Below are 23820 nucleotides of genomic sequence, written 5' to 3' on the forward strand. Positions count from 1 at the left end.
TGATATAAATCAGTTTTTTAAAATTCTACATTTAAAATATCTCCACTTAGTTGTAAAAGTTGTAATTCAGTTAATTTTGCATCAAACTTTGCATTATTTAAAGCTGTTTTAGAATTTATTAAGTTAATTTGAGCTTGTCTAAATTCTATAGATGTAATTTGCCCTAACTTAAATCGTTCTTTGCTTCTATCAAAATTATTTTGTGTAGTAATAACATTTTTATTTTGAGCATTGATAATAAACAATTGACTTTGATAATTTTCCCAAGTATTTTTTAACGTGTTATCTATGGTTATCTTTTGTTGTTCTAATAATATTTGTTGATTTTCTAATGCAATTTTAGAGTTTGCAATATTTGTTTTTGTGCTACCTCCATCAAATAAACTCCAAGATAAACTTAAACCTGCATTTAATCCATTAGAAGAAGAAGCTGCTAAAAAAGAAGTTGCCGGATTTTGGCTTTTATTCCATCCATAAGAAGTACTTAAACCTAAAGATGGTAAGTAATTAGACTTGTTTACTTTTATATTAAACTCGCTAATTGCTATATTCTTTTCGTTTTGTTTTAATGTCGTATTATTAGTAATCATTTTTTGATGTAGTTCATCAAAATTTAAAATATTGGTAAAATCTACATTAGTTTCTACAGTATAATTTACTTCTTTTTCTATACCTAAAACTAAATTTAAACCACGTTTGGCATTACTTAATAATTGATTAGCATTAATTAAAGTAATGCTATCATTATTTACGTCTACTTCTGCATTTAGAAGTTCTAATTTTGTAGATTGTCCATATTCATATTGATATTTTGCACGCAACAATCTTTTTTTAGAGATTGATAAAGCTTCATTTAAGTTTTCTTTATTCTTAGTTAATTTAGCAATTTGAAAATAATTTGTAAACAACTGTAAATAAGTGTTTTCAATAGTTTCTTTTGCTTCTAACTCTGTTAAATTATAAGTTTCTTTTAATTGCTGATAATTATACTTTCTGCCTAAACCATCAAAAATGGTATAATTTACATTTAAAGAAGCATTATAAGATTGAGTTATTGCTCCATCTATACTAGTAGAAGTTCCATCTTGTCTATCTATTGTTTGATTGTTATTACTGTAATTTGCACCAGAAGAAATAGAAGCTGTTGGCAAAAAACCAGTATTGTAAATACTTTTATTATTTTTTGCTACCTCTAAATTATTCTTTGCTATTTTAACTCCAAAATTATTTTCTAAAGCTATTTCTAAAGCTTCTTTTTTGGTTAATATTTCTTGCGAAAAACCTTGTAAAGTCGATAATAAAACGACTAAAAATAATATGTTTTTAATGATCTTCATTTTCTTCAAATTTAGATTCTATAATTGCTCTTTCTACTTCTTCTTTAGTAATTTTTTCTCCTGTTTTTAGCCATTTAATTCCTACTTTAAAAGAATTAGAAACAGACAATAATAATGGTAACATTACTAATGTTAATACTGTTGCAATTGCTATTCCGTAAGAAATAGATATTGCCATTGGTATTAAAAATTGTGCTTGTCTACTTTTTTCTAATAATAAAGGTGCTAAACCTGCAATAGTTGTTAAAGATGTTAAAAAAATTGCTCTAAAACGAGATTGACCAGCTCTAACTAGTGCTTCATCATATTTCATGCCTTCTTTTAAGTAATTATTGAATTTCCCTATTAAAACCAAACCATCATTAACCATGATACCAACTAAAGCAATAATTCCTAGAAATGATAGAATTCCTATTGAAAAATTATGAAAATAATGACCCCAAACAACGCCAATCATACTAAAAGGAATCATAATTATTAACAAAATTGGCTGACTGTAAGAACGGAATGTAAATGCTATTACAATATAAATTAATAATAAAATTATAGGACCAATAAGTTTAACAGAATCTGTAGTTTTATTTGCTTCTCTATTTTGACCTTCATATAAAGGAGTTACACTATGATATTTAGAAAGTATTTCTGGCATTACTTTTAACTTAATATCATCTAAAACTTCTGTTGCACTGGTTTCAAGATCTTTTAAATCTGCAGTAATCTGAATTTCTCTTTTACCATCTAAATGATTAATAGCAATATCTCCTCTTTCTATTGTATAATTTGCTATTTCAGAAAACGGAACTCTTGTTCCTGTTGGCGTTATAATGCGCATATCATCTAGATCTTTTATAGAAGACCTATCTTTTCTATCATAACGTACCCAAACTTTAATTTCATCTTGTCCTCTTTGAAAACGTTGTGCCTGAAAACCAAAAAAACCGTACCTAACTTGCGCCATAATAGATTGTAAGTTTAAACCTAATAAGTACGCATTATCTTTTAACGTTATTTTTACTTCTTTAATTCCTGCTGGATCATTGTCTGAAATATCTTTTAAAAGCGAGTTATTTTCTAACTCTTGTTTTAATTCTTCTTTAGCTGCTTTTAATTCTTCAATATTATTTCCTAATAAAGAAACAGCTATAGGACTTCCTCCAAAATTACCACCAGAACCAAAAACTAAACTCTCTACACCTGTAATTTTACCAACTTTATCACTAATTGTATTTGTTATTTCTGGTGATGAAAAATCTCTTGCTTCACCTGGCAATAAATTTACTGTTAAGGTTGCATTTGCACTTCCAGGGCCTATTCTTTTAATTACATTTTCTACAACTTGTACATTACCTGTCTGCTTTTTGGTATACTGTTCATTTACCAACCAAACTTTTTGTTCTATAGATGAAATAATAGAATCTGTAATTTGTTCGTTTGTACCCTGTGGCATTGTTAATGTAATTTTAACACTATCACTTGCTACTCTTGGAAAAAATGATTGTTTTACAATACCTGCATTCATTGCCATGAAGCTAAAAATTACAAAAGCAATTGGTATAGAAAATGCAAAAATTTTATTTTTTAAAGAAAATTCTAAAAAGGGCACATAGTATCTGTCTCTTAGTTTACCCAAACCAGCATCTGCAGCATTATTTACTTTATTAAAAAAAGTATCTATAGCATTCTTTTTAACTTCTTTTCCGTTTTCTAAACGTTTTCTATCTAAAGCTTTAGAATGTGCAATGTGTGCTGGTAAAATAATTAAAGCTTCTATTAATGATACTGAAAGTGTTAATAATACAATTGTAGATACTTCTCCAAAGAAATTTCCAATTCTTCCATCAACAAAAAAGAAGGTAGAAAAAGCTATAATTGTTGTTAGAATTGCAGAAACAATTGGCGGAATTACCTCCATTGTACCATCTATTGCTGCTTGAATTTTAGTTTTTCCTAAATCATAATAATGATGATAAATATTTTCACCAATTACAATACCATCATCTACCAAAATACCAATAACGATTATCATTCCAAAAAGTGATAATACGTTTATAGTTACATCAAACTGAGCTGCAAAAATAAACATTCCGAAAAATGCAATTGGCAAACCAAAAGCTACCCAAATTGCCAAACGAAGATTTAAGAATAATGCTAAAAAGAAAAGCACTAACAAAATACCTACAACACCATTTTCTATTAATAATTTTGTTCTGCCATTTAATGTTGTACTTCTATCACTTGTAATGTTTAGTTGTACATTTTGATTTTCTTGGTTATATTTATGTATATATTCTTTTATTCTATCTGCAGAAGAAATTAAATCTTCATTATTGGTATTACTTACTGTAATATCTATTGCTAAATTTTCATTATAGTATAATCTGTCTGGTGTTTCTGACCAACTATCTCTAACTTGTGCAACATCTTTTAAACGGATAATGTTTCCGTTAGTTTCTGTTCTAACAATTAAATTTTGAAGCTCGCTACCATAATAAACACGATTGCTAGCTCTTATTAAATAATCTTCTTGTTGGGTTTTAATATTACCACCAGTAATTAAAAGGTTAGAATTTTGTATTGCTGTTGCAACTTCAGAAAAAGACATATTATAGGCTAATAAATCGTTTTCTCTTACTGCTATTTCTATTTCTTCATCTGGAAACCCAGACAATGAAACTTGAGAAATACCATCTATTCCTCTAATATCATTTTCTACATTTCTAGCGTATTGTTTTATTGATTTAAGACTAAGATTGTTTCCACTAACTGTAAAACTAATAGTTGGTCTAATGTTTTCTACTTTTGCAATTACTGCAGGTTCCATTCCAGAAGGAAAAGAAGGAACTCTATCTACAGCATTTTTAACATCAGATAAAACAACATCTATATTTTTACCTTTTTCTACTTCTATATTTACTGTTGCAGAATTTTCTCTAGAAACAGATGTTACTCGTTCTACACCAACAATACCTTTTAAATTATCTTCTATTTTTAATACAACACCTTCTTCCATTTCTTGTGGTGAAGCTCCTGGATATGCTAATGAGATATTTATTAATTCAGAATCTGTTAATGGAAAAAAAGAAGATTTCATACTTAATGCTCCCACTAACCCAAATACAATAAAAGCAATAATAAATATGTTTACTGCAACCGGATATTTAATAAAATATGTAATTATTTTCTTCATACAATTACTATTTATTAATTTTTACAATCATACCGTTAAATGCACCTGATAAAACTTGTGTTAGCATTTTTTGGTTATTTTCTAACCCTTTTACAACTACAGTTTCTGCATTAAAATAAACAGGTTTAATAGTGGTTAGCGTTAAAATACTATCATTTTTAACTGTATATACTGCTTTGTTATTTACCAATAATTTTCTAGAGATTTCAATTGCATTAGCTTCTGATTTTGCAACCAAAACTGCCTCTAAAAACATCCCTTCTTTTAAATCTGGATGTTTTACATCAATAAACACTTTTATCGTTTGCGAAACTTGATCTACTTTACCGTTTACACGAACCACTTTTCCTGTGTAATTTTTATTTTTTTGTAAATTTGTTAAAGCAACTGTATTTCCTACTTTTAATAAATCTGCAAATTCTGATTTTATAGACACTTCCATTTCATAAACACTTGGATCTATAAATTCTCCTAATTTTTGTCCTACTCTAACTAACGATCCAGGACTTACTAAAGCTTCTGTTAGAATTCCTTTAAATGGTGCTTTAATTTGATGTTTAGACAAACGTACTTCTAAATTTTTAACATTATAGTATGCAGTAACTATACCTCTGCCATTAATAAAATACTTTTCTTTATCTGAAGAAAATTCTGGTAATTTTGGTGTAGGTTTATTTATACTAAAGCCTTTTAAATACGTTTCCCATTTGCTAAATTCTTTAGGAAAATCTAAACGTAAATCTGGCAAAATTGAAGTTATTAAATTATTTAAATTGCTTTTTTGAGATTGTAAACTTGCATAAAACTCATCACTATTAACACTCAATAATATTTCATTTCGATGATAATTTGTACCAGCTTTAAACAACTTACTAGAAGGTTTTAAAACACCAGAAACTTCAGAATAAATTTCTATTTTATTTTTTGCTATTAAACTACCATTAGCAGATAAAGTAATAGGAATATTAGCGTTCTCTACATTTTTTACATAAACAGTTTTAATTTGTTTTTTATATTTTGGTTTGGGTTTTTGGTTTTTATCAATTAAATAATTACCCAAAATTATAGCTCCAACAATAGTTAAAACTCCAAGAACAGCTAGTATAATTTTTCTCATATATTGGTTATTAAATATGTTCTGCTTTAGAACAGAAATTGGTTTGTATTTTTTTAAATATGTTAATGATTTGTTGTTTTTCTTCTAGAGATATATTTTTCTCCATAGTTGATATTAAATCCCTAATAACGGGTTTTGTTTTTTCGAACATTTCTTTTCCAAAATTTGTTAAATAAACATTTTTAATGCGTTTATCTTCTTTATTTTGTTTTCTAAAAATGTAATTTTTCTTCTCCATTTTAATTAACAAACGAGTTAATGAAGATTTGTTTCTTAAGGTTAAAAAAGCCAAATCGTGTTGATTTAAACCATCTTGATCATGCAATCTTTTTAACACAATCATTTGTTCTTTTGTAAGGTCTAAATTTTTTGAATTGAATGATTCTTGAAAAAAAAAATCAACCAATTTCCCTGTTTTCCCCAACCAAGGTCCTATAGAATTTTCAAAATCTATATGTGTTTTTTCATTTTTCACGATGCAAATGTAACAGAAAACTTTAATTAGTTGCACGTGCAACTAATTAAAGTTTTCTTAATAAAATCATAATTTTATTGATTCATATTTTTTTAGCATCTTTATAATTCTAAAAAAAATAAATGTCATCTAATTTTAGAATTTCTCGTGCTTTTAAAAATGCAAAAAGAATCTGTTTTAATAAAGATTCTAAATTCATACTTTTTAGTGATTCTCATAGAGGAAATAATGGTTTTGCAGATGATTTTGCACATAATAGAAACATGTTTAAACATGCTTTAGAGCATTATTACAACAACGATTTTACATATATAGAGTTGGGTGATGGTGATGAATTATGGGAGAACAGAAACTTTTCAACCATTTTTAGAGCAAACAAACATGTTTATTTGTTACTCAAAAAGTTTCATGATAAAAACAGATTGCACTTCATTTGGGGAAATCATGATATGAAATACAAAAATCCGACAACAATTCGTAAGAACTTACACTATTATTACGACTCTGTAACTGATAACAAAAAAGAATTATTAATAGGTGCTTCTTTTTCTGAAGCAATTGTCTTAGAAGATGAAAATACCAATAAAAAAATATTTTTATTGCATGGTCATCAAGCAGATTGGTTTAATTATGTATTTTGGAGACTAAGTAGTTTTTTAGTGAAAATATTATGGAAACCTTTACAAATTTTAGGTTTTTCAGACCCAACAAGTCCTGCACAAAACTTTAAAGAACGTATAAAAGTAGAACATAAATTAGAAAAATGGATTGAAGAAAACAACAATCAAATGATGATAACTGGTCATACACATAGACCACGTTTTCCTGCCAAAAATGAAATTCCTTTTTTTAATGACGGAAGCTGTGTACACCCAAGATCGATTACAGGAATAGAAATTGAAAAAAACGAAATTACGCTTATAAAATGGCATATTATCACTAAAGAAAATGGAACTATGCAAGTAAAAAAAACGATTTTAGAAGGTCCAGAAAACTTAACACATTACATGAATTAATTTGATTTGTTGTTCAAATACAAATACAGCACTATTTTTCTCTACTATAGATAAAATTCCTTCCCAAATATGGGAAGATTTAGACTGTACAGATAATTTTTATTTTAATCCTGATTTTTTAAAATCAATTGAAAAAAATCACCCAGAAATTACCTTTTCATATATTGTTTTAGTTGATAAAATGAACAAACCAACTGCATTTGCTAGTTTAAAAATGATTGAATTTCATTTAAACACTATTAAAAATGATTTTGAATTTTTAAAAAACATTGGAAGAAAATTACGTGTATTCCCAGATAAAAAACCACTACAATTACTAATCTGTGGTAATACATTTGTTAGTGGTGAGCATGGTGTTTTTATTAAAAAAAACCAAGATAAAAAGGCAATTGTAAAAGAACTTGCAGAGAGTATAAATCATTTTATAAATTCTGATAAAAAACTAAAAAAACAAATAGATGCTTTTCTAATAAAAGACTTTGCAAAAGAATCTCTTTTTATCACTGATGAATTAAAAGACTTTAAATATCATCCTTTCTTAGTAGAACCAAATATGCAACTTCAGTTACAAGAAAACTGGCATAATTTAAATGATTATTTGGCTGCAATGAAAACGAAGTTTAGAGTAAAAGCTAAAAAAGCTTTTAAACAAAGTAACTCTATAAAAATAGAAGATGTTACTTTAGAAAACATTGAACAAATGCTGCCTAAAATGACAGCTTTATATGAGAAAGTAGCCTCGAATGCAGATTTTAATTTAGGTAATTTTAACTTGGAAAGTTATAAAGATTTAAAAGAGAAATTTAAAGACAATTACATTCTAAAAACCTATTGGTTAGAAGATAAAATTGTTGGGTTTATTTCTGGTGTTATAAATCAAAACTCTTTAGACGCCCATTTTGTTGGTATCAATTATCAACTAAATAGAGAATATGCAATTTATCAAAGAATGCTTTATGAATATATAAAAATTGCCATTGATAAAAATTTAAAAATCATTAATTTTGGCAGAACAGCTAGCGAAATTAAAAGTTCTGTTGGAGCAATTCCACAAAATTTAACCATGTATCTTCGTCATAAAAAAAGTATTACAAATAAAATTTTAAAACTATTTTTACAAAGAGTTGAACCAACACCATTTCAACAAAAATTTCCATTTAAAAATTTAGATATCAAAAATGAAAAGTAATAAAGAATTAATAGCATTATTAAATTTACAAGATTTAGGGAATCATAATTTTAGTGGTAATAGCGTAACTATTGGAAGTCCACATGTTTTTGGTGGCCAAGTTTTAGCGCAAGCTGTAAATGCAGCCTACAGAACCATACCAAAAAATAGAACATTACATTCTTTGCACTCGTATTTTTTAGAAGCTGGAGATTTAACAATTCCTATTAAATACCATGTTGCAGAAATGAGAAATGGTGGTAGTTTTTCTACAAGAAGAGTTACTGCAAGCCAAAATGATAAAACCATTTTTATATTAGCAGCCTCTTTTCATAAAAAAGAAGATGGTTTTGAGCATCAAACCAAATTAGACACTGCTATAAAACAACCAGAAGAATTATTTAGTTGGGATGATATGTTAGAACAATTTGGTCCCTTTTTACCACAATCTATGAAAGCTTTTTTAAGTGTAGAAAGACCCATAGAGTTTAAGCCTGTAAGAATTCCTAATCCTTTACAACCAGAAAATTTACCACCAACAGAACAAGTTTGGTTTCGTTTAAAAGGTGAAATTCAAAAAATGGATTTTAGAACAAAACAAGAAATTTTAACTTATATATCTGATTATAATATATTAAATGCTGCCTTTAATCCGAACGCAAGTGAGTATAATTTTGGTAATACTCAAACTGCAAGTTTAGATCATTCTATGTGGTTTTTTAGAGATTTTGATTTTGATGATTGGATGTTATTTTCTGCAGAATCTCCAAATGCATTTGGAGCAAGAGGTTTAGCTAAAGGAAATATTTTTACCAGAGATGGTAAATTAGTTGCTTCTTTTGCGCAAGAAGGATTATTAAGACCTAAAAAAAAATAATTATGAGTGCTTTTACATATGTTTTAACAACCAATGGATTACTATTCTTAATCAGTATTGTTTTTTGGAAATTTCCACCTAAAACAATCAACCATATTTATGGTTACAAAACTCCAAAAGCAATGCAAAATCAAAAAATTTGGGACTTTGCAAATGCTGTTTTTAATAAGAATTTACTTATTTATGCTGGTATTTCTCTTATTGCTGGTTTATTTTTTGCAAACTTTACAAACACAGAATTAACTTGGCAACCAATGGTTTTAATTTTTCTTTCCGTTATTGTAAGTATTGTAAAAACAGAAAGAGCATTGTCTGATAATTTTACTGAAGAAGGGAAAAAGAAGAAAAATTAGAAATTAGCAACTACAGAAACTGATAAGTTTCTTCCAGGAGAAGAAACACCAGAAGCAAATTCAATATAATGTTCATCAAACAAATTATTTAATCTTGCTTGTACAGAAAAATTATCGTTTAAAAGATAGCTACCGTTTACACCAACAGTCATCCAACTTGGAGAACCATAATACTTGTCTTCATCATTTGTAGCATTTGCATCTACAATTGGTGTTAAATCATGGTTATCTATTCCTTCTGTAAAGTTAAAATCTGATATATCTTTTTTACTATTGAATCGAATATTAGCACCTAGTTCTATTTTATCTTTTTTATAATTTAATTCAAACTGCCCAAATAATGGAGGAATAGAAGACATTGGTTCTTTTGTATCATTAGTTCTTCCTTTTGTATACGTAATAAAACCAGTTGTATTAATTGTTGAAGATAGTTTTCCTAAATAGTTTATAGTATATCCTAAAATATATGCAGTTTCTTTATTTTGATTTGAAACAGCATTACCAAATTCATTATCGAATTCTACTTGTTTTATACTTCCATCAGACTCGTACACATAATCTCTTTGAATATAACTATCTAATAAAGTATAGTATAAATTTGTACCTAATCTAAATTTTTTATCATTAAAATACTTCTGAATTCCAATTTCTGCATTGTATGCAAATTCTGGTGTTACATTAATATTTGGTATTGTTACATTACCACTTTTTTCTCTAACACGCCCAACATCATCTATATTTGGAGATCTAAATCCAGAAGAAATAACTCCATTTAATTGCCAATTTTTACTAGGTCTATATACATAACCTAAAGTAGCAGTAATAGCAGAATTGTTTGCACTAATATCTGTGTCTGCCAATTGAATAAATGTTTGATCTATCCATGTTGCATTTAAATTTGTGTTTGTAAAACGAATACCCGTATTTAAAGTAGACTTACTATTTAGATCTTGTCTGTAATCTAAATAAAGGGCTGTACTCATATAATTACTACCTCCATCTGGATAACGAGATTGCACATTAAAATCATTAGAAAAACCATTTATTTCTCCATTAACAATATTTAATGTTTTTCCATAAGAATTAGAGTTAACATCATTATAAGCAAACTCAAAACCATAAGAAAGTGCTCTTTTTTTATCTTCAGTTAAAGAAACAGAAAAATCTCCATTTAAACTAAACACATTTACAGTTTCTTCTCTATATGACCGATCTAAACTTCCAAATTTTCTTTGAATTCTGCTTTCTTTAATATTTTGATAAGCTGCAGTAATTGTTCCGTTTTCTATCCAATTTTTATTGGGATTTATTAATAATTGAGAAGAAATTAACAATCTATTTTGGGGTCCATAATACCATTCTGCAAACTTTAAATCAGACACATCTGTTTCATCATTTAATTCTGTTAATCTATCAAATCTTGGTATATCTGAAGAAGTAGAATATTGTAAATTTACTTTTAAATCTGTGTTTTTAGAAAGTGGAATAAAGAATTTTTGTAAAACATCTGTTTGAGTATAACCTGTATTTCTTAATACATCTGGATCTGAATTTACGGTTGGTTCTTCATTATAGTTTCCATTTAAATTTTCTGAATAATAAAAAACTTTTCCCCAATCATCAAAACCATGACTTCTGTTAGAACCCGATTTTAAATCGTTAAAATCACTGTAAGAAATACTAGTAAAAGATGCCCAATTCTTAAAACTTAATTCTGCAGAAGCATTGGTTGTTATTTCTTGATTAACTGTTGAAAAACGCGAAAAAAATTGGCTTTTCACTTCGTTTTTTTCTGATAATGTTGGTGTTTTTGTGTAATAATGAATTACACCACCTAAAGCATCTGAACCATATAATACAGAAGAAGGCCCAAAAACAATTTCGGTTTTATCTAACATATTTGGTGCAACACTAATAGAGTTTTGCAAATGTCCTTTTCTGTAAATGGCATTATTCATTCTAACACCATCTACAACTAATAAAACACGGTTAGATTCCATTCCACGAATTACAGGGCTTCCTCCACCAAATTGAGATTTCTGTACTTTTATACCTGGTATTGTTGCTAATAAATCTGCTGAAGTTTGAGGTGAAATTTTTTGAATATCTTTTGTTGAAATAACAGCAATCTGTTCTGCAATTCTATTTGTTTTTTCTGCTTTTTTAAAAACAGACAAAACAACTTCATCTAATTGTTCTGATTGTTTAGCTAAACTAACTGTAAATTTCTGTTTTTTAAGTGTTGATTTTTTAATCTTTAATAAAGCATATGAAATATGAGAAAAAACAATAACTTCTTTCTCTTTAAATTGCGAAACCTCAACAAAACCATTTTTATCTGAAGATAAATTAATAGTTAAGGCCTCATTAAAAACAGTTACGTTTCTTACTATTTTACCAGTTTGTTTGTCTACAATTTTTACTTTTTGAGTAAAAGCAACGCTACTTACTAGAAAAACGAATATGAAAACTATATACTTCATTAACTAAAAACAGTTTCTAAAATTTGCAATGATTTTGGTTTCTTAAAACCGTCCAAATGTAGTTCAAAATATCGAATTATTATTTTTAAAACTATCTGTCTTTCACTTTTATTAAAAGACACCTTTTCTATTGCATCAAAATTTATGCCTAACAGCTTTTTAAATTGATAAAAATTATTTCCTTTTATTAAATTCTTTTGTAGTGTTAAATCTGAGAAATTTCCTTCAACTAAATCAAAACCTAATTTATCTTTTTCAGTTATATCTGGATAAAAACCAAGAAAACGAGTTAAATTTAATAAAAATAACAAATGAAAATTCGCAATTTTATCATGCAAATCTAACCAAACAAGTCCGGTTTCTAGATATTCGAAAAGTGCCCTATTTTTCTCTTCTTCTTTGATTGAAAAAGACAAAACTTCAGACAAAAACATTACTACAGATTGTTTAACAATATCTTTATAAATAGTTTGATATGGGTTAGAAATTTGTACTTCTTTTATAGAATTTAATGCCCCTTTATTATTGTGTTTTGCAACAATAGATAATTGTGTTAATGGTTGAAAATAAGCAACTTTTAACCCTCCTTTTTTAGCTTTAAGAATTCCTCTAATTAAATATGATTTTAAACCTTCTTCTTCTGTATAACATTTTACTATTAAACTAGAATCACCAAATTTTAGTGAACTTAGAACGATAGCTTTTGTTCTAATTACAGCCATTAGTTTACAATTGCAATTTTAGTTACGGCTGTTTCTGAAGCATCATCATTAGACATTAAAACAATATAGATACCAGAAGCTACTTTTATGCCTGCAAGGTTTTTCTTATCCCAAACAACTTTTCCTCCTTGTAATTCTTGTCCTTCTACAACATTTGTTTCAAAAACTAGATTACCAGCAACATCTATAATTTTTACATTTGTTCCTTTAGGCAGATGTGTTCCATTTCTACCATCAACAGTAACAGTTTCGTGATTACTTAATGCAGGGTTTGGATAGGCATATACATCTCCTAAAACATCTCCAAAAGGTGCTACTTTACTATTGTAAGCTACAATTCCTTTATTGGTTGCAAAATAAACTTTACCAGTACTTTTATCTACAGCAATTTTTACAATTTTATTAGAAGGTAAAGGAGAGTTTTGCATGCTAAAATTAGCCAAAGTTGTTTGCCCATTAGGATTTGTATAAATTACACCTCCGTTATCTGTACCAAACCATTTATTTTCTGCACCATCTACCACAATAGAATTTACTGTTTGATCACCTAAAAGTCGTTCTCCAAATCCGTCTTCATTTCCATTAATAACTACATTACTAGCATTTGGCGTAGTATCATCAAAAACACCAGATGCATTAGCATAGACTACTAAACCAGATTTTGTACCTAACCAAACTCTATTACTTGCGTCTACAGCAACAGTTCTTACATTTAAATCTGGTAAATTCCCTAAATTAGGTGTTGCTATTAGAGCTTTTTTTCTATCTCCATTTTCATTATAGGCATATACTCCATTACCCCTAGATCCATACCAAATTGTATTGTTCTTATCCACAAAAGGATCATTTAAACCAAATGCAGGACTTGTTTCTACAGATCTCATATCCACACTAGACCATTGTTCTGAAGTTGATAGTTTTTTTAATTCTTCTCCTAAACCAATATTTGCTACCCACAAATTACCAAAAGAATCAAAAGCTGTTCCTCCTACTCTTATTGTTACATAATTAGGGTCTGTAGCTTCTATATCTTCTAAAGGACTGTTTGTATGGTTGTAAAAATTTTTTATTTCATCATCTTCTACCACTAATATTCCTCCTGTAGACACACTGTTTACATTTGTTGTTCCTCCAAAAGAACTAATATAAACTCTATTTTCGGCATTAGGATCTATAGAAATATGAATTAAATCTGTAACTGGGAAATTAAGATCAAATTTTGTATTAATCCAATTTTCTCCATTATAATGACTAAATCCTTTTTTATTATTGATGGGTGTATAAGTATCATCATAACCACCATAAACTACCCAAACATTATTATTATTTGATGCTAAAGAAAAAACATCATTAGAAAGTGGTCCTTCTGGATGAATCTCTATATAACTGGTAAATTGATTTGTTGTTGTATTTAAAATTCCGAATTCATTACTTGCCAAAAAAACTGTATTATTTTCAAAATAAGCATTATTTAATGTGAAATTAAAATCTGAATTTGGAGAAAGTTGTAACACCTGATTCATTGAAGAATCTAAAACTATTGCAGATGTATTTAACGTAACAGATATATTAGAAACAGATGGTTTAATTGCCAAAATTTGTTGAGAAAAGTTTCTGACTGAATTTAACGTAATGCCATCAAAACTATATAAAACAGTACCTTCTGTACAATATAATTGATTATCAAATAGTGTTATTTCGGTAAAATTTCTTCCAGAAAACTGTTCTTCCCAATTATTAAAGTCTATTAATAAATTACTCGAAATATCGGCAGAAAAAATTCCTTGTTCAGTAGCTGCATAAATTTGTCCATTAAAGACTTCTGTTTGATTAACTTCTATTGAACTAGAATTGTTTCCTATAAAAAAAGTATCTCCAAATTCTAAATTTTCTATGTCATATACTACAATTCCAAATGGTGTTGATAAATAAAGATTATTGTTACTTTCTTTAATGTGATTTATACTTTTTTCTCCTGATTGGGTAAAACTTACAATGTCTGATGAAATAGTAATTATACCATTATCATCTACAACTTCTATCAAACCGTTTTGGTAACCAATAACTAATCTTTTATAGCTAGAACTGTAATGAATAGATGTTGTAGTTTCTCCAGATAATCCTTGTACAGATGATAATTTACTTATCTCTTTAGAGATAATATCATAAGTAAAAACGGCATTATCAGCTAAAGCATAAATAACGTCATTTACTTTTACAAAATCTTTTACTTTGTTATAAGAATAAAAATCTTCCCAAGAATTACTATAATCAGTTTGTGCAGAAAATAGTAATGAAAAGAATAAAAGGTATATAGAAAAAAGTTTTTTCATTATTTTTATTTGATTATCAAAGATATTTATTTATTGTTACAATAACGATAAAACACCTTACATTAGTACAAAAATCAAAAGATTTTATGAGCTTAGAAATTGAAAGAAAATTTTTAGTAAAAAATGAAGATTACAAAAAAGATAGTTCTTCTAAAAAATATATAAAACAGGGTTATTTAAATTCTGATAAAAATAGAACTGTTAGAATAAGAATTGCAGATGAAAAAGCATTTATTACTATTAAAGGAAAATCTAATGCTACTGGTACAACTAGGTTTGAATGGGAAAAAGAAATAAAAAAAGAAGAAGCTGAAAGTTTATTTTTACTCTGTGAACCTTCTATAATTGAAAAAAAAAGACACCTAATTACTGTAAATAAACATACTTTTGAGGTTGATGAGTTTTTTGGAGATAACCAAAATTTAGTTATTGCAGAAGTAGAATTATCTTCTGAAAATGAAGCGTTTTTAAGACCTAATTGGTTAGGTAAAGAGGTTACAGGTAATGTTAAATATTACAACTCTAGTATAAGTAAAAACCCATTTAAAAATTGGAAATAAAAAACCTCGAACAAAAGTTCGAGGAAATTTAATAATCCTACCCCCTAAATAAGATTTATAAAACTTAACAAGTTTAAATTTATCAAGCTTCGCAAAAGTAATTTTTTTTTATGTTATTGTCAAATTTTAGTTTAAATTTATTAGTAATGAGGTATTTGTACTAGTTAAAAACTTACAGACTATAAATGGCTAAAAAATGGCTAATGCTACCTAATAGCACAAAAAAATGAAAAATAGCATGATTGTAAGGCATCTTTTTTATTGAATACAAAATAGCTCCTATTGTATAAAAAAAACCACCTGCAAATAATAAATTTAAACTATAACTAGTCAACTCAGTTATTAAGGGTTTGATAAAAAAAACAACTTGCCATCCCATTAAAAGATACATTACTGTAGAAATTTTATCAAACTTACCTGTAAAAAAAAGTTTTAAAATTACACCTGTTAAGGCAAAAACCCAAACTGCTATAAACATATACCAACCCAATTTAGAATCTAAACCAACTAAACAAAAAGGCGTGTAACTACCAGCTATTAATACATAAATAGCAGCATGATCAAAAATATTTAATTTTCTTCTTTTTGTAGGATTTTTTGCAGCATGGTAAAATGTTGACGCTGCATAAAGAATAATTAAACTTAAACCGTAAATAATAAAACCAGAAATATCCCAAAAGGTTGAGAATGTAAATGCCTTTATAACCAAAAAAGGAAATACAAAAACAGCGGCAACCAAACCTAAACCATGTGACCAAATATTAAGTTTTTCTTCAGAGTTAGAATACGTTGTGTTTAATTGCTCTTTCATATTTTTCTATTGGTGTCTTTCATATATTTTTTGTCGTTAACTAAGTCTCTGTATATAATATTAAAAGTTTCTTCTTTTAATTGGTCTACATCTTTTAAAGTTAATCTATCTGTAGAAATAAATTGATGTTGTCTCACTCTAAAAACACCAAAACCTCCTTTAAAAAAATTCCAAGAAAACAAACGCTTACAATCATAATAAACTTGTGGTACAATTGGCACGTTAAATTCTATTGCTAAACTAAAAGCTCCTTTTTTAAACGGTGCTAAAACAACATCTTCTGCAGGGACTAATCCTTCAGGAAAAATAGCCATACTAACTCCATTTTGCAATCTCTTTTTAGCCATTTCAAAAACTCTTTTTCTACTTTCTGGATTGCTCCTATCAACCATTATAACAACTCTCTTATAGAAAAAACCAAAAACAGGAATTTTTGCTAACTCTTTCTTACCAACAAAAACAATAGGATTTTTACTAGAAATAATCAATATAAATGGATCCATAAAAGAAGCATGATTTGGACAAAACATATAACTTTTATTGGGTTCTATTTTTTCATCTAACTGAAATTTCAATCCAAAACCCATTCCATAAATTAGAACTCTAGACCAAATTCTAACCAGTTTCCATAATAAATGATAATACGCTTCTTTTAAAGTAAAAATCAATAATAATGGAGACATTATAATAATGGTTGCAAACATTAAAATGTAGAACCATAATCGCCAAATTAAAAGAAAAGGAATTTTAATATACTTCACAATAATTATAAACGTTTATATAGAATTTTAATTATCTACTTTAAAAAAAAGAATAAAGTGAAGTCACTAAATTCTACTTATTGGGTAAATGTAGTAATAATCTTTTTGTTGTTCTTTTTTAGCCTATAAAACCTTATTTTTGCGAGCTTAGAGGAAACAAGTAACTCATTCTTTTTTAAAAAAGATAAAAACGAATTAATGTCAAGAATTTTAACAGGTGTTCAAAGTACAGGAACACCACATTTAGGAAATTTATTAGGAGCCATTTTACCTGCCATAGAAATGGCAAATAACCCAGAAAACGAAGCTTTTCTTTTTATTGCAGATATGCATTCTTTAACTCAAATTAAAGACGGAAGTGAATTAAGAGAAAATACCTATAGTACTGCAGCTACTTGGTTAGCTTGTGGTTTAGATATTAGTAAAACCGTTTTTTACAGACAGAGTGATGTACCTCAAACTACTGAGTTAACTTGGTATTTAAGCTGTTTTTTTCCATACCAAAGACTAACATTAGCGCATAGTTTTAAAGATAAAGCAGACAGATTAGGTGATGTAAATACAGGTTTATTTACATACCCAATGCTAATGGCTGCAGATATATTATTATATGATGCAGAAGTTGTACCTGTTGGTAAAGATCAATTACAACATTTAGAAATGACACGTGATGTTGCCAATAGATTTAACAATATTGTTGGTGAAACTTTAGTACCACCAAAAGCTAAAATTCAAGAACACACAAAATTAGTACCTGGTACTGATGGAGAAAAGATGAGTAAATCTAGAAATAATATTATTAATATTTTCTTAGCAGATAAAAAGTTGAGAAAACAAATAATGAGTATTAAAACGGATAGTAAAGGTTTAGAAGAACCTAAAAACCCAGATTCTGATAATGTTTTTGCTTTATATAAATTACTAGCTTCAGAAGCTCAAATTGCAAAAATGAGAGCAAATTATGAAGGAGGAAACTATGGTTATGGTCATGCAAAACAAGCATTATATGAGTTGATTATTGAACAGTTTGCAACAATAAGAGAAAGGTATAATCATTTTATGAAAAATAAACATGAAATTGATGCTGCTTTAGAAATTGGGGCTTTAAAAGCATCTGATGTAGCTAATGTTGTTTTAAAAAGAGTTAGAGCAAAAATAGGTTACTAAACCTATTTTTAAAACATAAAAAAGGGATTTTGGTTGATTACCAAACATAAGAAACTGAAAATCAAATTCATAAAAAAACCGAAAGCAATTACTTTCGGTTTTTAACATTTAGTTTTAAAATTTTTTAATTAATCTTCATAGACTTAGCTATTGCTTCTAATTCAAACAAAAATGCTCTTTTATTTACTGATGGTGCATATGTAAATCCTTCAAAAATTACGAGTCTATTATTCTTTTTATCTATGACTGTATAATTTAAAAATGGACCTGCCATAAAATCGTTTTTTACTTCCCATTTACCACGTGTTTCATAAGCTTTTTTGCCATCTATAGTTGCATCAAAAGTAAAAGGTGTATACGCTTCTTCTGTAATCATATACATACCTTCTTGAGAACCAGGTATGTATTTTTTACCTATTTTATTTCTTACAGCTACAATACTATCTGACACTTTAGTTCCGTCTTCTAACGGAACTGAATACACTAAAATATTATTGCTGCCGGTTTTTGCAATTCCACTTGATAAGTGATTACGTAACCACAAGAACTCTCCTGTATCGTCTACTGTATTAAATTTATTAGGAATTGTTAATGAAATACCTAAATTTTGAAGCGTTTTAAATTGAGTTTCATCTATTTTTTTGGTCTTAAACAAATTAAGAACCATTTTTACATCAGAATTTTTAAATTCTTTAATAATTTCTTTTTGGTGTTTGTTAAACATTTTTACAACACCTGCATCATCTTTTGCATATACATAAACAATAGTTTGAGGTTCTGCATAAACATTGTGTCTTACAAAATACTCTTCTTTATCTCCATTACCAATTACCAAAATATTTCTACTAACTTTCATCATTGTTCCAAATCCATTTGGCGGAACTTGAGATACAGATAAAAGTGATTCTGGTTGTGGTAAGCCTACCATTAATTCTCCAAAAGAATTTCTTATTGTTTTACCAATTTCTCCATTCCAATCACTAGATTTGGTAACAACCATTACCTTATTTACTTTACCAATTGATTTTCGTAAAACAATTTTATCTTTACCTCCACATGAAGTTAACAACATTGCAATTGTAAAAAGGCTTAATAATTTTTTCATGATTTTAGCTTTTAAATATTTTAAGTTTAGTTCCGGGCTTTAAACCTTTAGCACTCCAAATATTGTTCCATTTTTTAATATTATCAACAGAAACATTTTTAAATTTTTGTGAAATGCTCCAAAGAGAGTCTCCTTTCTTTACAGTATAGATTTTATAGTTTCCTTTTATTGTTGTTTTTAGTTCTTTCTTTTTAGTTGGTTTATCTATAGAAAATGCAAGCTTTTTAGGGTAAACATATAATCTTTGTCCTATTTTTAAGCGACTCGTTTTTAAACTATTCCAACGTTTTAAATCGCTTACTCTAACACCAAATTTATTTGCTATTTTTCCTAAAAAATCTCCGTTTTTAACATAATAACGGATACGCTTGTCCATTTCGAAATATTTTGGAAGCGGTTTTTCTCTTTGTGCATCATCTGCATCTGCCAAAGCATAAATTTCTTTTTCTTTATCTAAAAAAGAAACAATTTTGTTACTTGGCAATCTTACAGCGTAATTTCTATCTTTTACAAAAGGAATAATATCTAATTTATAAGAAGGGTTTAAGTGCGTTAAAACTTCTTCTTCTACATCTATTTTTTCTGAAATTTGATCGAAACTAATGGCTCTTTTTACTTGAATTGTATCTGTTTGAAAATTAAAAAACCTTGGAATTTCAGCATAAATATTATGTTCATTTGCATATTCAAAAATATACATGGTAGCATAAAATGCAGGGACATAACCAGCTGTTTCTCTTGGTAAATAAGGTCTAATATTCCAATAATTTTTATATCCTCCAGAACGTTTTATGGCTTTTCTTACATTTCCTGGTCCAGAATTATAAGCTGCTAAAGCCAAATCCCAATCTCCAAAAATGGTAAATAATTGACTTAAATATTTACATGCTGCAATGGTTGCTTTTACAGGGTCTTGACGCTCATCTACATAAGAACTCACTTTTAAATCGAACTGTTTCCCTGTTCCATACATAAATTGCCACAAACCTGTTGCACCAACTCTAGATTTTATCTTTGGTCTTAAAGCAGATTCTACAATTGCTAAATATTTCATTTCTAAAGGAATATCATACTGATCTAAATATTGCTCAAACATAGGAAAGTAATATTTTGCTTTTGCCATTAAAGCAGGATAATACTTTTTGCGGTACAATAAGTAACTATTAATAACCTTCTCTAAAGACGGATTATATGCTAAATTAAAAGGTGTATTATCGTTTAAATTAGATAAACGAACTTTTAACAAATCTGTAGTTACAGCAATTTTAACATTACCAATAATATCTTTATCATTTATTACATAGCTTAAAGAGTCTACCAAAGAAGAGTTAAATTTTTGTTCAACTAATAAACTATCAATTGTATTTAAATCATCATCAGAAAAAAACAATTCTTTAAAAGGCTTTATAACAGAATCTTTGGCTATAAATAAAGTATCTTTTTCTACATTAAAAATGCTGTCTTTTTTCTGTTGAGAAAAAACAGTACTAGTTAATAGAAGGAATATAATTAGTTTCTTCATTTTTAATAATTCTTTTCTTTGTCTTCACGATTAATAAGGTAATAAATCACATAAAGCCAACTTAAAATCCCGTGAAGAATTGCGTATAGAACTGATTTATTTTTACTCCAAGAAATCACTATCGAAATTACACTTCCCATTCCAATTCCATTTTTATAAATAGATTGTTTTACTTCAGAATGGGCAAAAGACTCTAAAGAAATCAACAGAAAAAATATAAGAGTAAGTTTAATTTTATTCATCATTTATCTTAAATATCTAACTCTACTACAATTGGGCAATGATCTGAGTGTTTTGCTTCTGGCAAAATATAAGCTCTAGAAATTTTTTCTTTTAATGGCTCAGAAACCATTGCATAATCTAAACGCCAACCTTTATTATTGGCTCTAGAATTTGCTCTGTAACTCCACCAAGAATATTCTTGTCTTTCTGGATTTAAAAAACGGAAACTATCTGTAAAACCACTATCTACAAATTTAGTTAACCATTCTCTTTCTTCTGGTAAAAATCCAGAAACTCCTTTCATTTTTGGATTATGAATATCTATAGCTTCATGACAAATATTATAATCTCCACAGATTACTAAATTTGGTATTGTTTTTCTTAATTCTGAAGCATATTCTAGAATTTCATCCATATACTTGAACTTAAAATTCAATCTTTCAGAATTTGTTCCAGAAGGTAAATACATACTCATTACAGAAACCTCATCAAAATCTACACGAAGATTTCTACCTTCAAAATCCATTGTTTCTATTCCTGTTCCATATTCTATATGATTAGGTTTTTCTTTACAAAAAACAGCTACAGAAGAATACCCTTTTTTCTGTGCAGAAAACCAATAATGGTGAGGATAACCTGCATTTTCAAACAAAGACAAATCTAATTGTTCTTTATGTGCTTTAGTTTCTTGTATGCAAATTACATCTGGATTTGCAGCTTCTAACCATTCTAAAAATCCTTTTTTTAATGCAGCTCTAATTCCGTTTACATTGTATGATATTATTTTCATGTACTATATATGTCTCTTAATTTACGTCTCATTATTTTGTTTGATGCTGTTCTTGGTAAAATAGCAATCTTTACTAATTCCGAAACTTTAAATAAAGGGTTTAACTCTTTTCTTATTATTTGTTTTGCTTGTTGTAATCTTTCTAATTCTTTAATTTTTAGATCATTTTCAACATAAAAAACGACTAATTTACTAGGCCCTCCATCTTCGGGAGAAACAGCAATTGCTGCACATTCTTTCACAAAAGAAAGTTGTTGTACTATTTCTTCAATTTGTATTGCACTTACTTTTATTCCACCTAAATTCATAGCGTCATCAACGCGACCTAAAACTTTATAATGTCCATTTTTAAGTTGAATAACTTCATCTCCATGACGTCTTAATTGAACTTTAAAATCTGGAGTATTTTTGTAATATACTTTATGATGATCTTTGTTTAGTAGTTCTGTAGATAATCCCATTATTGGAGGAATCATAAAAACTTCTCCTTTGTTAGATTCTTTACAGTTTTCATCTAACATTACAAAATCCCCTCCTAAAGCTTTTGTAGAAAATGTACTTGCTATATTTTCTTGCACAAGTGTACTTGTAATATAACCTCCACCAATTTCTGTTCCTCCACAATATTCAATTACTGGCTTGTTATTGGCTAACTGCATTAAATATTCCATTTCTGTTGGATTAGAAACTTCGCCTGTAGAGCTAAAACATTTAATTGAATTCCAATTAAATGACTCCATATTCTTGTTATTTTTCCACTGTTTTACAATACTTGGTACAATACCTAACATAGAAACCTTTGCATTTTGAATAAATTCTCCAAAACCAGCAGTTATAGGCGAATCATAATACAATGCAATTGTAGCTTTATTAATTAAGGACGCAAATACGAGCCAAGGTCCCATCATCCAACCTAAATTTGTTGGCCAACAAACCACATCATTTTGCTGAATATTATGATGATAATACCCATCTGAAGCAGCTTTTATTGGAGTTGTATGATTCCAAGGAATTGCTTTTGGTTCTCCTGTTGTTCCTGAAGAAAACAAAATGGTGGCAATTTCTTGTGGCGATTGTTTTACAGATTCAAAATTGTTGTTTTTTGATAGAAAATCATCCCAAAAAAGATCTCCTTCTTTTAAAGGAATCTTAGTCTCATCAATAGTAATAACAATTATTCTCTCTGGATTTGCTTCTAAAACTTTAGTATAAAGAGGAATTCTTTTGTCTCCTCTTTTTATAACATCTTGAGTAAAAACCAACTTCGGTTTTGTAATTTTAAATCTAACTGCAATTTCTTTTGCTGAAAAACTATCTACTATTGTAGCTACTTTAACTCCTGCTTTAATTGCTGCCAAATAAATTGCTACAGCCTCTAGCGTCATTGGTAAATCTACAGCAATTGTATCTCCTTTTTTTACATTAAAATCACAAAAACTATTGGCTATTCTATTTACTAAGTTTAATAATTCTTGTTGAGTTATTCTCTGAATTTCTTCATTCGTTTTTTTAAAAACGATTGCAATTGCATTCTCATCATTTTGAAAACAAGAATCAACTATATTTAGTTTTGCGCCAACAAGCCACTTTGCATTTTCTACACCGTTTTCAATATTCAAAATTTGATAATATTTTTCACTTTGAATAATATTTAAATCCTGAATAGTTTCTGCCCAAAATTCAGTTTTATTAGTAACAGTCCATTTCCAAAAATCATTAAAATTGGTAAAAGAATGCTTATGCATCATTTTACCAATGTTAGAATTATTAATAATTTCTTCTGTTGGACGCCAACCCATATTTATGTTTTTCGG

General features: G+C 28.0%; 20 protein-coding genes. 6 read left to right on the forward strand and 14 right to left on the reverse strand.

The features are described from left to right. Window positions 1-17: 17 nt before the first annotated feature. Genes ABJG40_RS04875 through ABJG40_RS04890 form a run of 4 tightly spaced genes read right to left on the reverse strand, consistent with a single transcriptional unit; the run spans window position 18 to window position 6116 of the window. Window positions 18-1337 carry a TolC family protein gene (locus ABJG40_RS04875; protein WP_348023450.1) on the reverse strand — a complete coding sequence of 440 codons (1320 nt, stop codon included), beginning with the start codon at window positions 1335-1337 and terminating at the stop codon, window positions 18-20. Further along, the gene (locus ABJG40_RS04880; RefSeq protein WP_348023451.1) at window positions 1324-4524 is read right to left on the reverse strand and encodes an efflux RND transporter permease subunit; all 3201 of its coding nucleotides are present in this window, start codon (window positions 4522-4524) and stop codon (window positions 1324-1326) included. The genes ABJG40_RS04875 and ABJG40_RS04880 overlap by 14 nt, the downstream gene beginning before the upstream one ends. Window positions 4525-4531: 7 nt before the next feature. Then, the gene (locus ABJG40_RS04885; RefSeq protein WP_348023452.1) at window positions 4532-5641 is read right to left on the reverse strand and encodes an HlyD family efflux transporter periplasmic adaptor subunit; all 1110 of its coding nucleotides are present in this window, start codon (window positions 5639-5641) and stop codon (window positions 4532-4534) included. A gap of 10 nt (window positions 5642-5651) precedes the next feature. Next, the gene (locus ABJG40_RS04890; protein ID WP_348023453.1) at window positions 5652-6116 is read right to left on the reverse strand and encodes a MarR family transcriptional regulator; all 465 of its coding nucleotides are present in this window, start codon (window positions 6114-6116) and stop codon (window positions 5652-5654) included. A 122-nt stretch (window positions 6117-6238) separates the two neighbouring features. On the opposite strand from ABJG40_RS04890, the gene ABJG40_RS04895 reads away from it, so the two are divergent. From ABJG40_RS04895 to ABJG40_RS04910, 4 genes are read left to right on the forward strand one after another with little or no spacing between them, the layout of a single operon-like run. After that, window positions 6239-7132, forward strand: coding sequence for a metallophosphoesterase (locus ABJG40_RS04895; RefSeq protein ID WP_348023454.1), 894 nt, complete (start codon window positions 6239-6241; stop codon window positions 7130-7132). Between the two features lies 1 nt (window position 7133). Next, the gene (locus ABJG40_RS04900) at window positions 7134-8321 is read left to right on the forward strand and encodes a peptidogalycan biosysnthesis protein (RefSeq protein ID WP_348023455.1); all 1188 of its coding nucleotides are present in this window, start codon (window positions 7134-7136) and stop codon (window positions 8319-8321) included. Further along, entirely contained in the window at window positions 8311-9177 is an 867-nt protein-coding gene (locus ABJG40_RS04905; protein WP_348023456.1) for an acyl-CoA thioesterase II, read from the forward strand. The genes ABJG40_RS04900 and ABJG40_RS04905 overlap by 11 nt, the downstream gene beginning before the upstream one ends. Before the next feature lie 2 nt (window positions 9178-9179). Beyond that, the gene (locus ABJG40_RS04910; RefSeq protein WP_348023457.1) at window positions 9180-9530 is read left to right on the forward strand and encodes an SdpI family protein; all 351 of its coding nucleotides are present in this window, start codon (window positions 9180-9182) and stop codon (window positions 9528-9530) included. Here the strand turns inward: ABJG40_RS04910 and ABJG40_RS04915 are convergent. From ABJG40_RS04915 to ABJG40_RS04925, 3 genes are read right to left on the reverse strand one after another with little or no spacing between them, the layout of a single operon-like run. Beyond that, complete coding sequence (locus ABJG40_RS04915) at window positions 9527-12013, reverse strand: TonB-dependent receptor (protein ID WP_348023458.1); 2487 nt, start codon at window positions 12011-12013, stop codon at window positions 9527-9529. The two genes, ABJG40_RS04910 and ABJG40_RS04915, sit on opposite strands and share 4 nt — an antisense overlap. Beyond that, the gene (recO, locus tag ABJG40_RS04920) at window positions 12013-12735 is read right to left on the reverse strand and encodes a DNA repair protein RecO (protein WP_348023459.1); all 723 of its coding nucleotides are present in this window, start codon (window positions 12733-12735) and stop codon (window positions 12013-12015) included. Before recO ends, ABJG40_RS04915 begins: the two co-directional genes overlap by 1 nt. Next, window positions 12735-15068, reverse strand: coding sequence for a hypothetical protein (locus ABJG40_RS04925; RefSeq protein WP_348023460.1), 2334 nt, complete (start codon window positions 15066-15068; stop codon window positions 12735-12737). The genes recO and ABJG40_RS04925 overlap by 1 nt, the downstream gene beginning before the upstream one ends. A gap of 86 nt (window positions 15069-15154) precedes the next feature. Between ABJG40_RS04925 and ABJG40_RS04930 the strand changes: the two genes are divergently transcribed. Beyond that, window positions 15155-15628 carry a CYTH domain-containing protein gene (locus ABJG40_RS04930; RefSeq protein WP_348023461.1) on the forward strand — a complete coding sequence of 158 codons (474 nt, stop codon included), beginning with the start codon at window positions 15155-15157 and terminating at the stop codon, window positions 15626-15628. Window positions 15629-15800: 172 nt separating this feature from the next. On the opposite strand, the gene ABJG40_RS04935 is transcribed toward ABJG40_RS04930, so the two are convergent. Further along, a complete protein-coding gene (locus ABJG40_RS04935; protein ID WP_348023462.1) occupies window positions 15801-16439 on the reverse strand; it encodes a hemolysin III family protein in 639 nt (212 codons plus the stop codon). After that, window positions 16436-17122 (reverse strand): lysophospholipid acyltransferase family protein, encoded by a 687-nt coding sequence (locus ABJG40_RS04940; protein WP_348023463.1) that lies wholly within the window; start codon window positions 17120-17122, stop codon window positions 16436-16438. Before ABJG40_RS04940 ends, ABJG40_RS04935 begins: the two co-directional genes overlap by 4 nt. A 276-nt stretch (window positions 17123-17398) precedes the next feature. On the opposite strand from ABJG40_RS04940, the gene trpS reads away from it, so the two are divergent. Continuing rightward, window positions 17399-18367 (forward strand): tryptophan--tRNA ligase, encoded by a 969-nt coding sequence (trpS, locus tag ABJG40_RS04945; RefSeq protein WP_348023464.1) that lies wholly within the window; start codon window positions 17399-17401, stop codon window positions 18365-18367. 124 nt (window positions 18368-18491) lie between these two features. On the opposite strand, the gene ABJG40_RS04950 is transcribed toward trpS, so the two are convergent. From ABJG40_RS04950 to ABJG40_RS04970, 5 genes are read right to left on the reverse strand one after another with little or no spacing between them, the layout of a single operon-like run. Next, entirely contained in the window at window positions 18492-19472 is a 981-nt protein-coding gene (locus tag ABJG40_RS04950; protein ID WP_348023465.1) for a DUF4837 family protein, read from the reverse strand. A 4-nt stretch (window positions 19473-19476) separates the two neighbouring features. Continuing rightward, window positions 19477-20994: a LysM peptidoglycan-binding domain-containing protein gene (locus tag ABJG40_RS04955; protein WP_348023466.1), complete on the reverse strand. Its 1518-nt coding sequence runs from the start codon at window positions 20992-20994 to the stop codon at window positions 19477-19479. Window positions 20995-20996: 2 nt separating this feature from the next. Beyond that, a complete protein-coding gene (locus ABJG40_RS04960; RefSeq protein WP_348023467.1) occupies window positions 20997-21200 on the reverse strand; it encodes a hypothetical protein in 204 nt (67 codons plus the stop codon). Between the two features lie 44 nt (window positions 21201-21244). Further along, window positions 21245-22006, reverse strand: coding sequence for an exodeoxyribonuclease III (locus ABJG40_RS04965; protein WP_348023468.1), 762 nt, complete (start codon window positions 22004-22006; stop codon window positions 21245-21247). Then, window positions 22003-23805, reverse strand: a complete 1803-nt coding sequence (locus ABJG40_RS04970; RefSeq protein WP_348023469.1) for an AMP-binding protein — start codon at window positions 23803-23805, stop codon at window positions 22003-22005. The genes ABJG40_RS04965 and ABJG40_RS04970 overlap by 4 nt, the downstream gene beginning before the upstream one ends. Window positions 23806-23820 lie beyond the last annotated feature (15 nt).

This window comes from Polaribacter sp., from assembly GCF_039939415.1.
GTDB lineage: Bacteria > Bacteroidota > Bacteroidia > Flavobacteriales > Flavobacteriaceae > Polaribacter.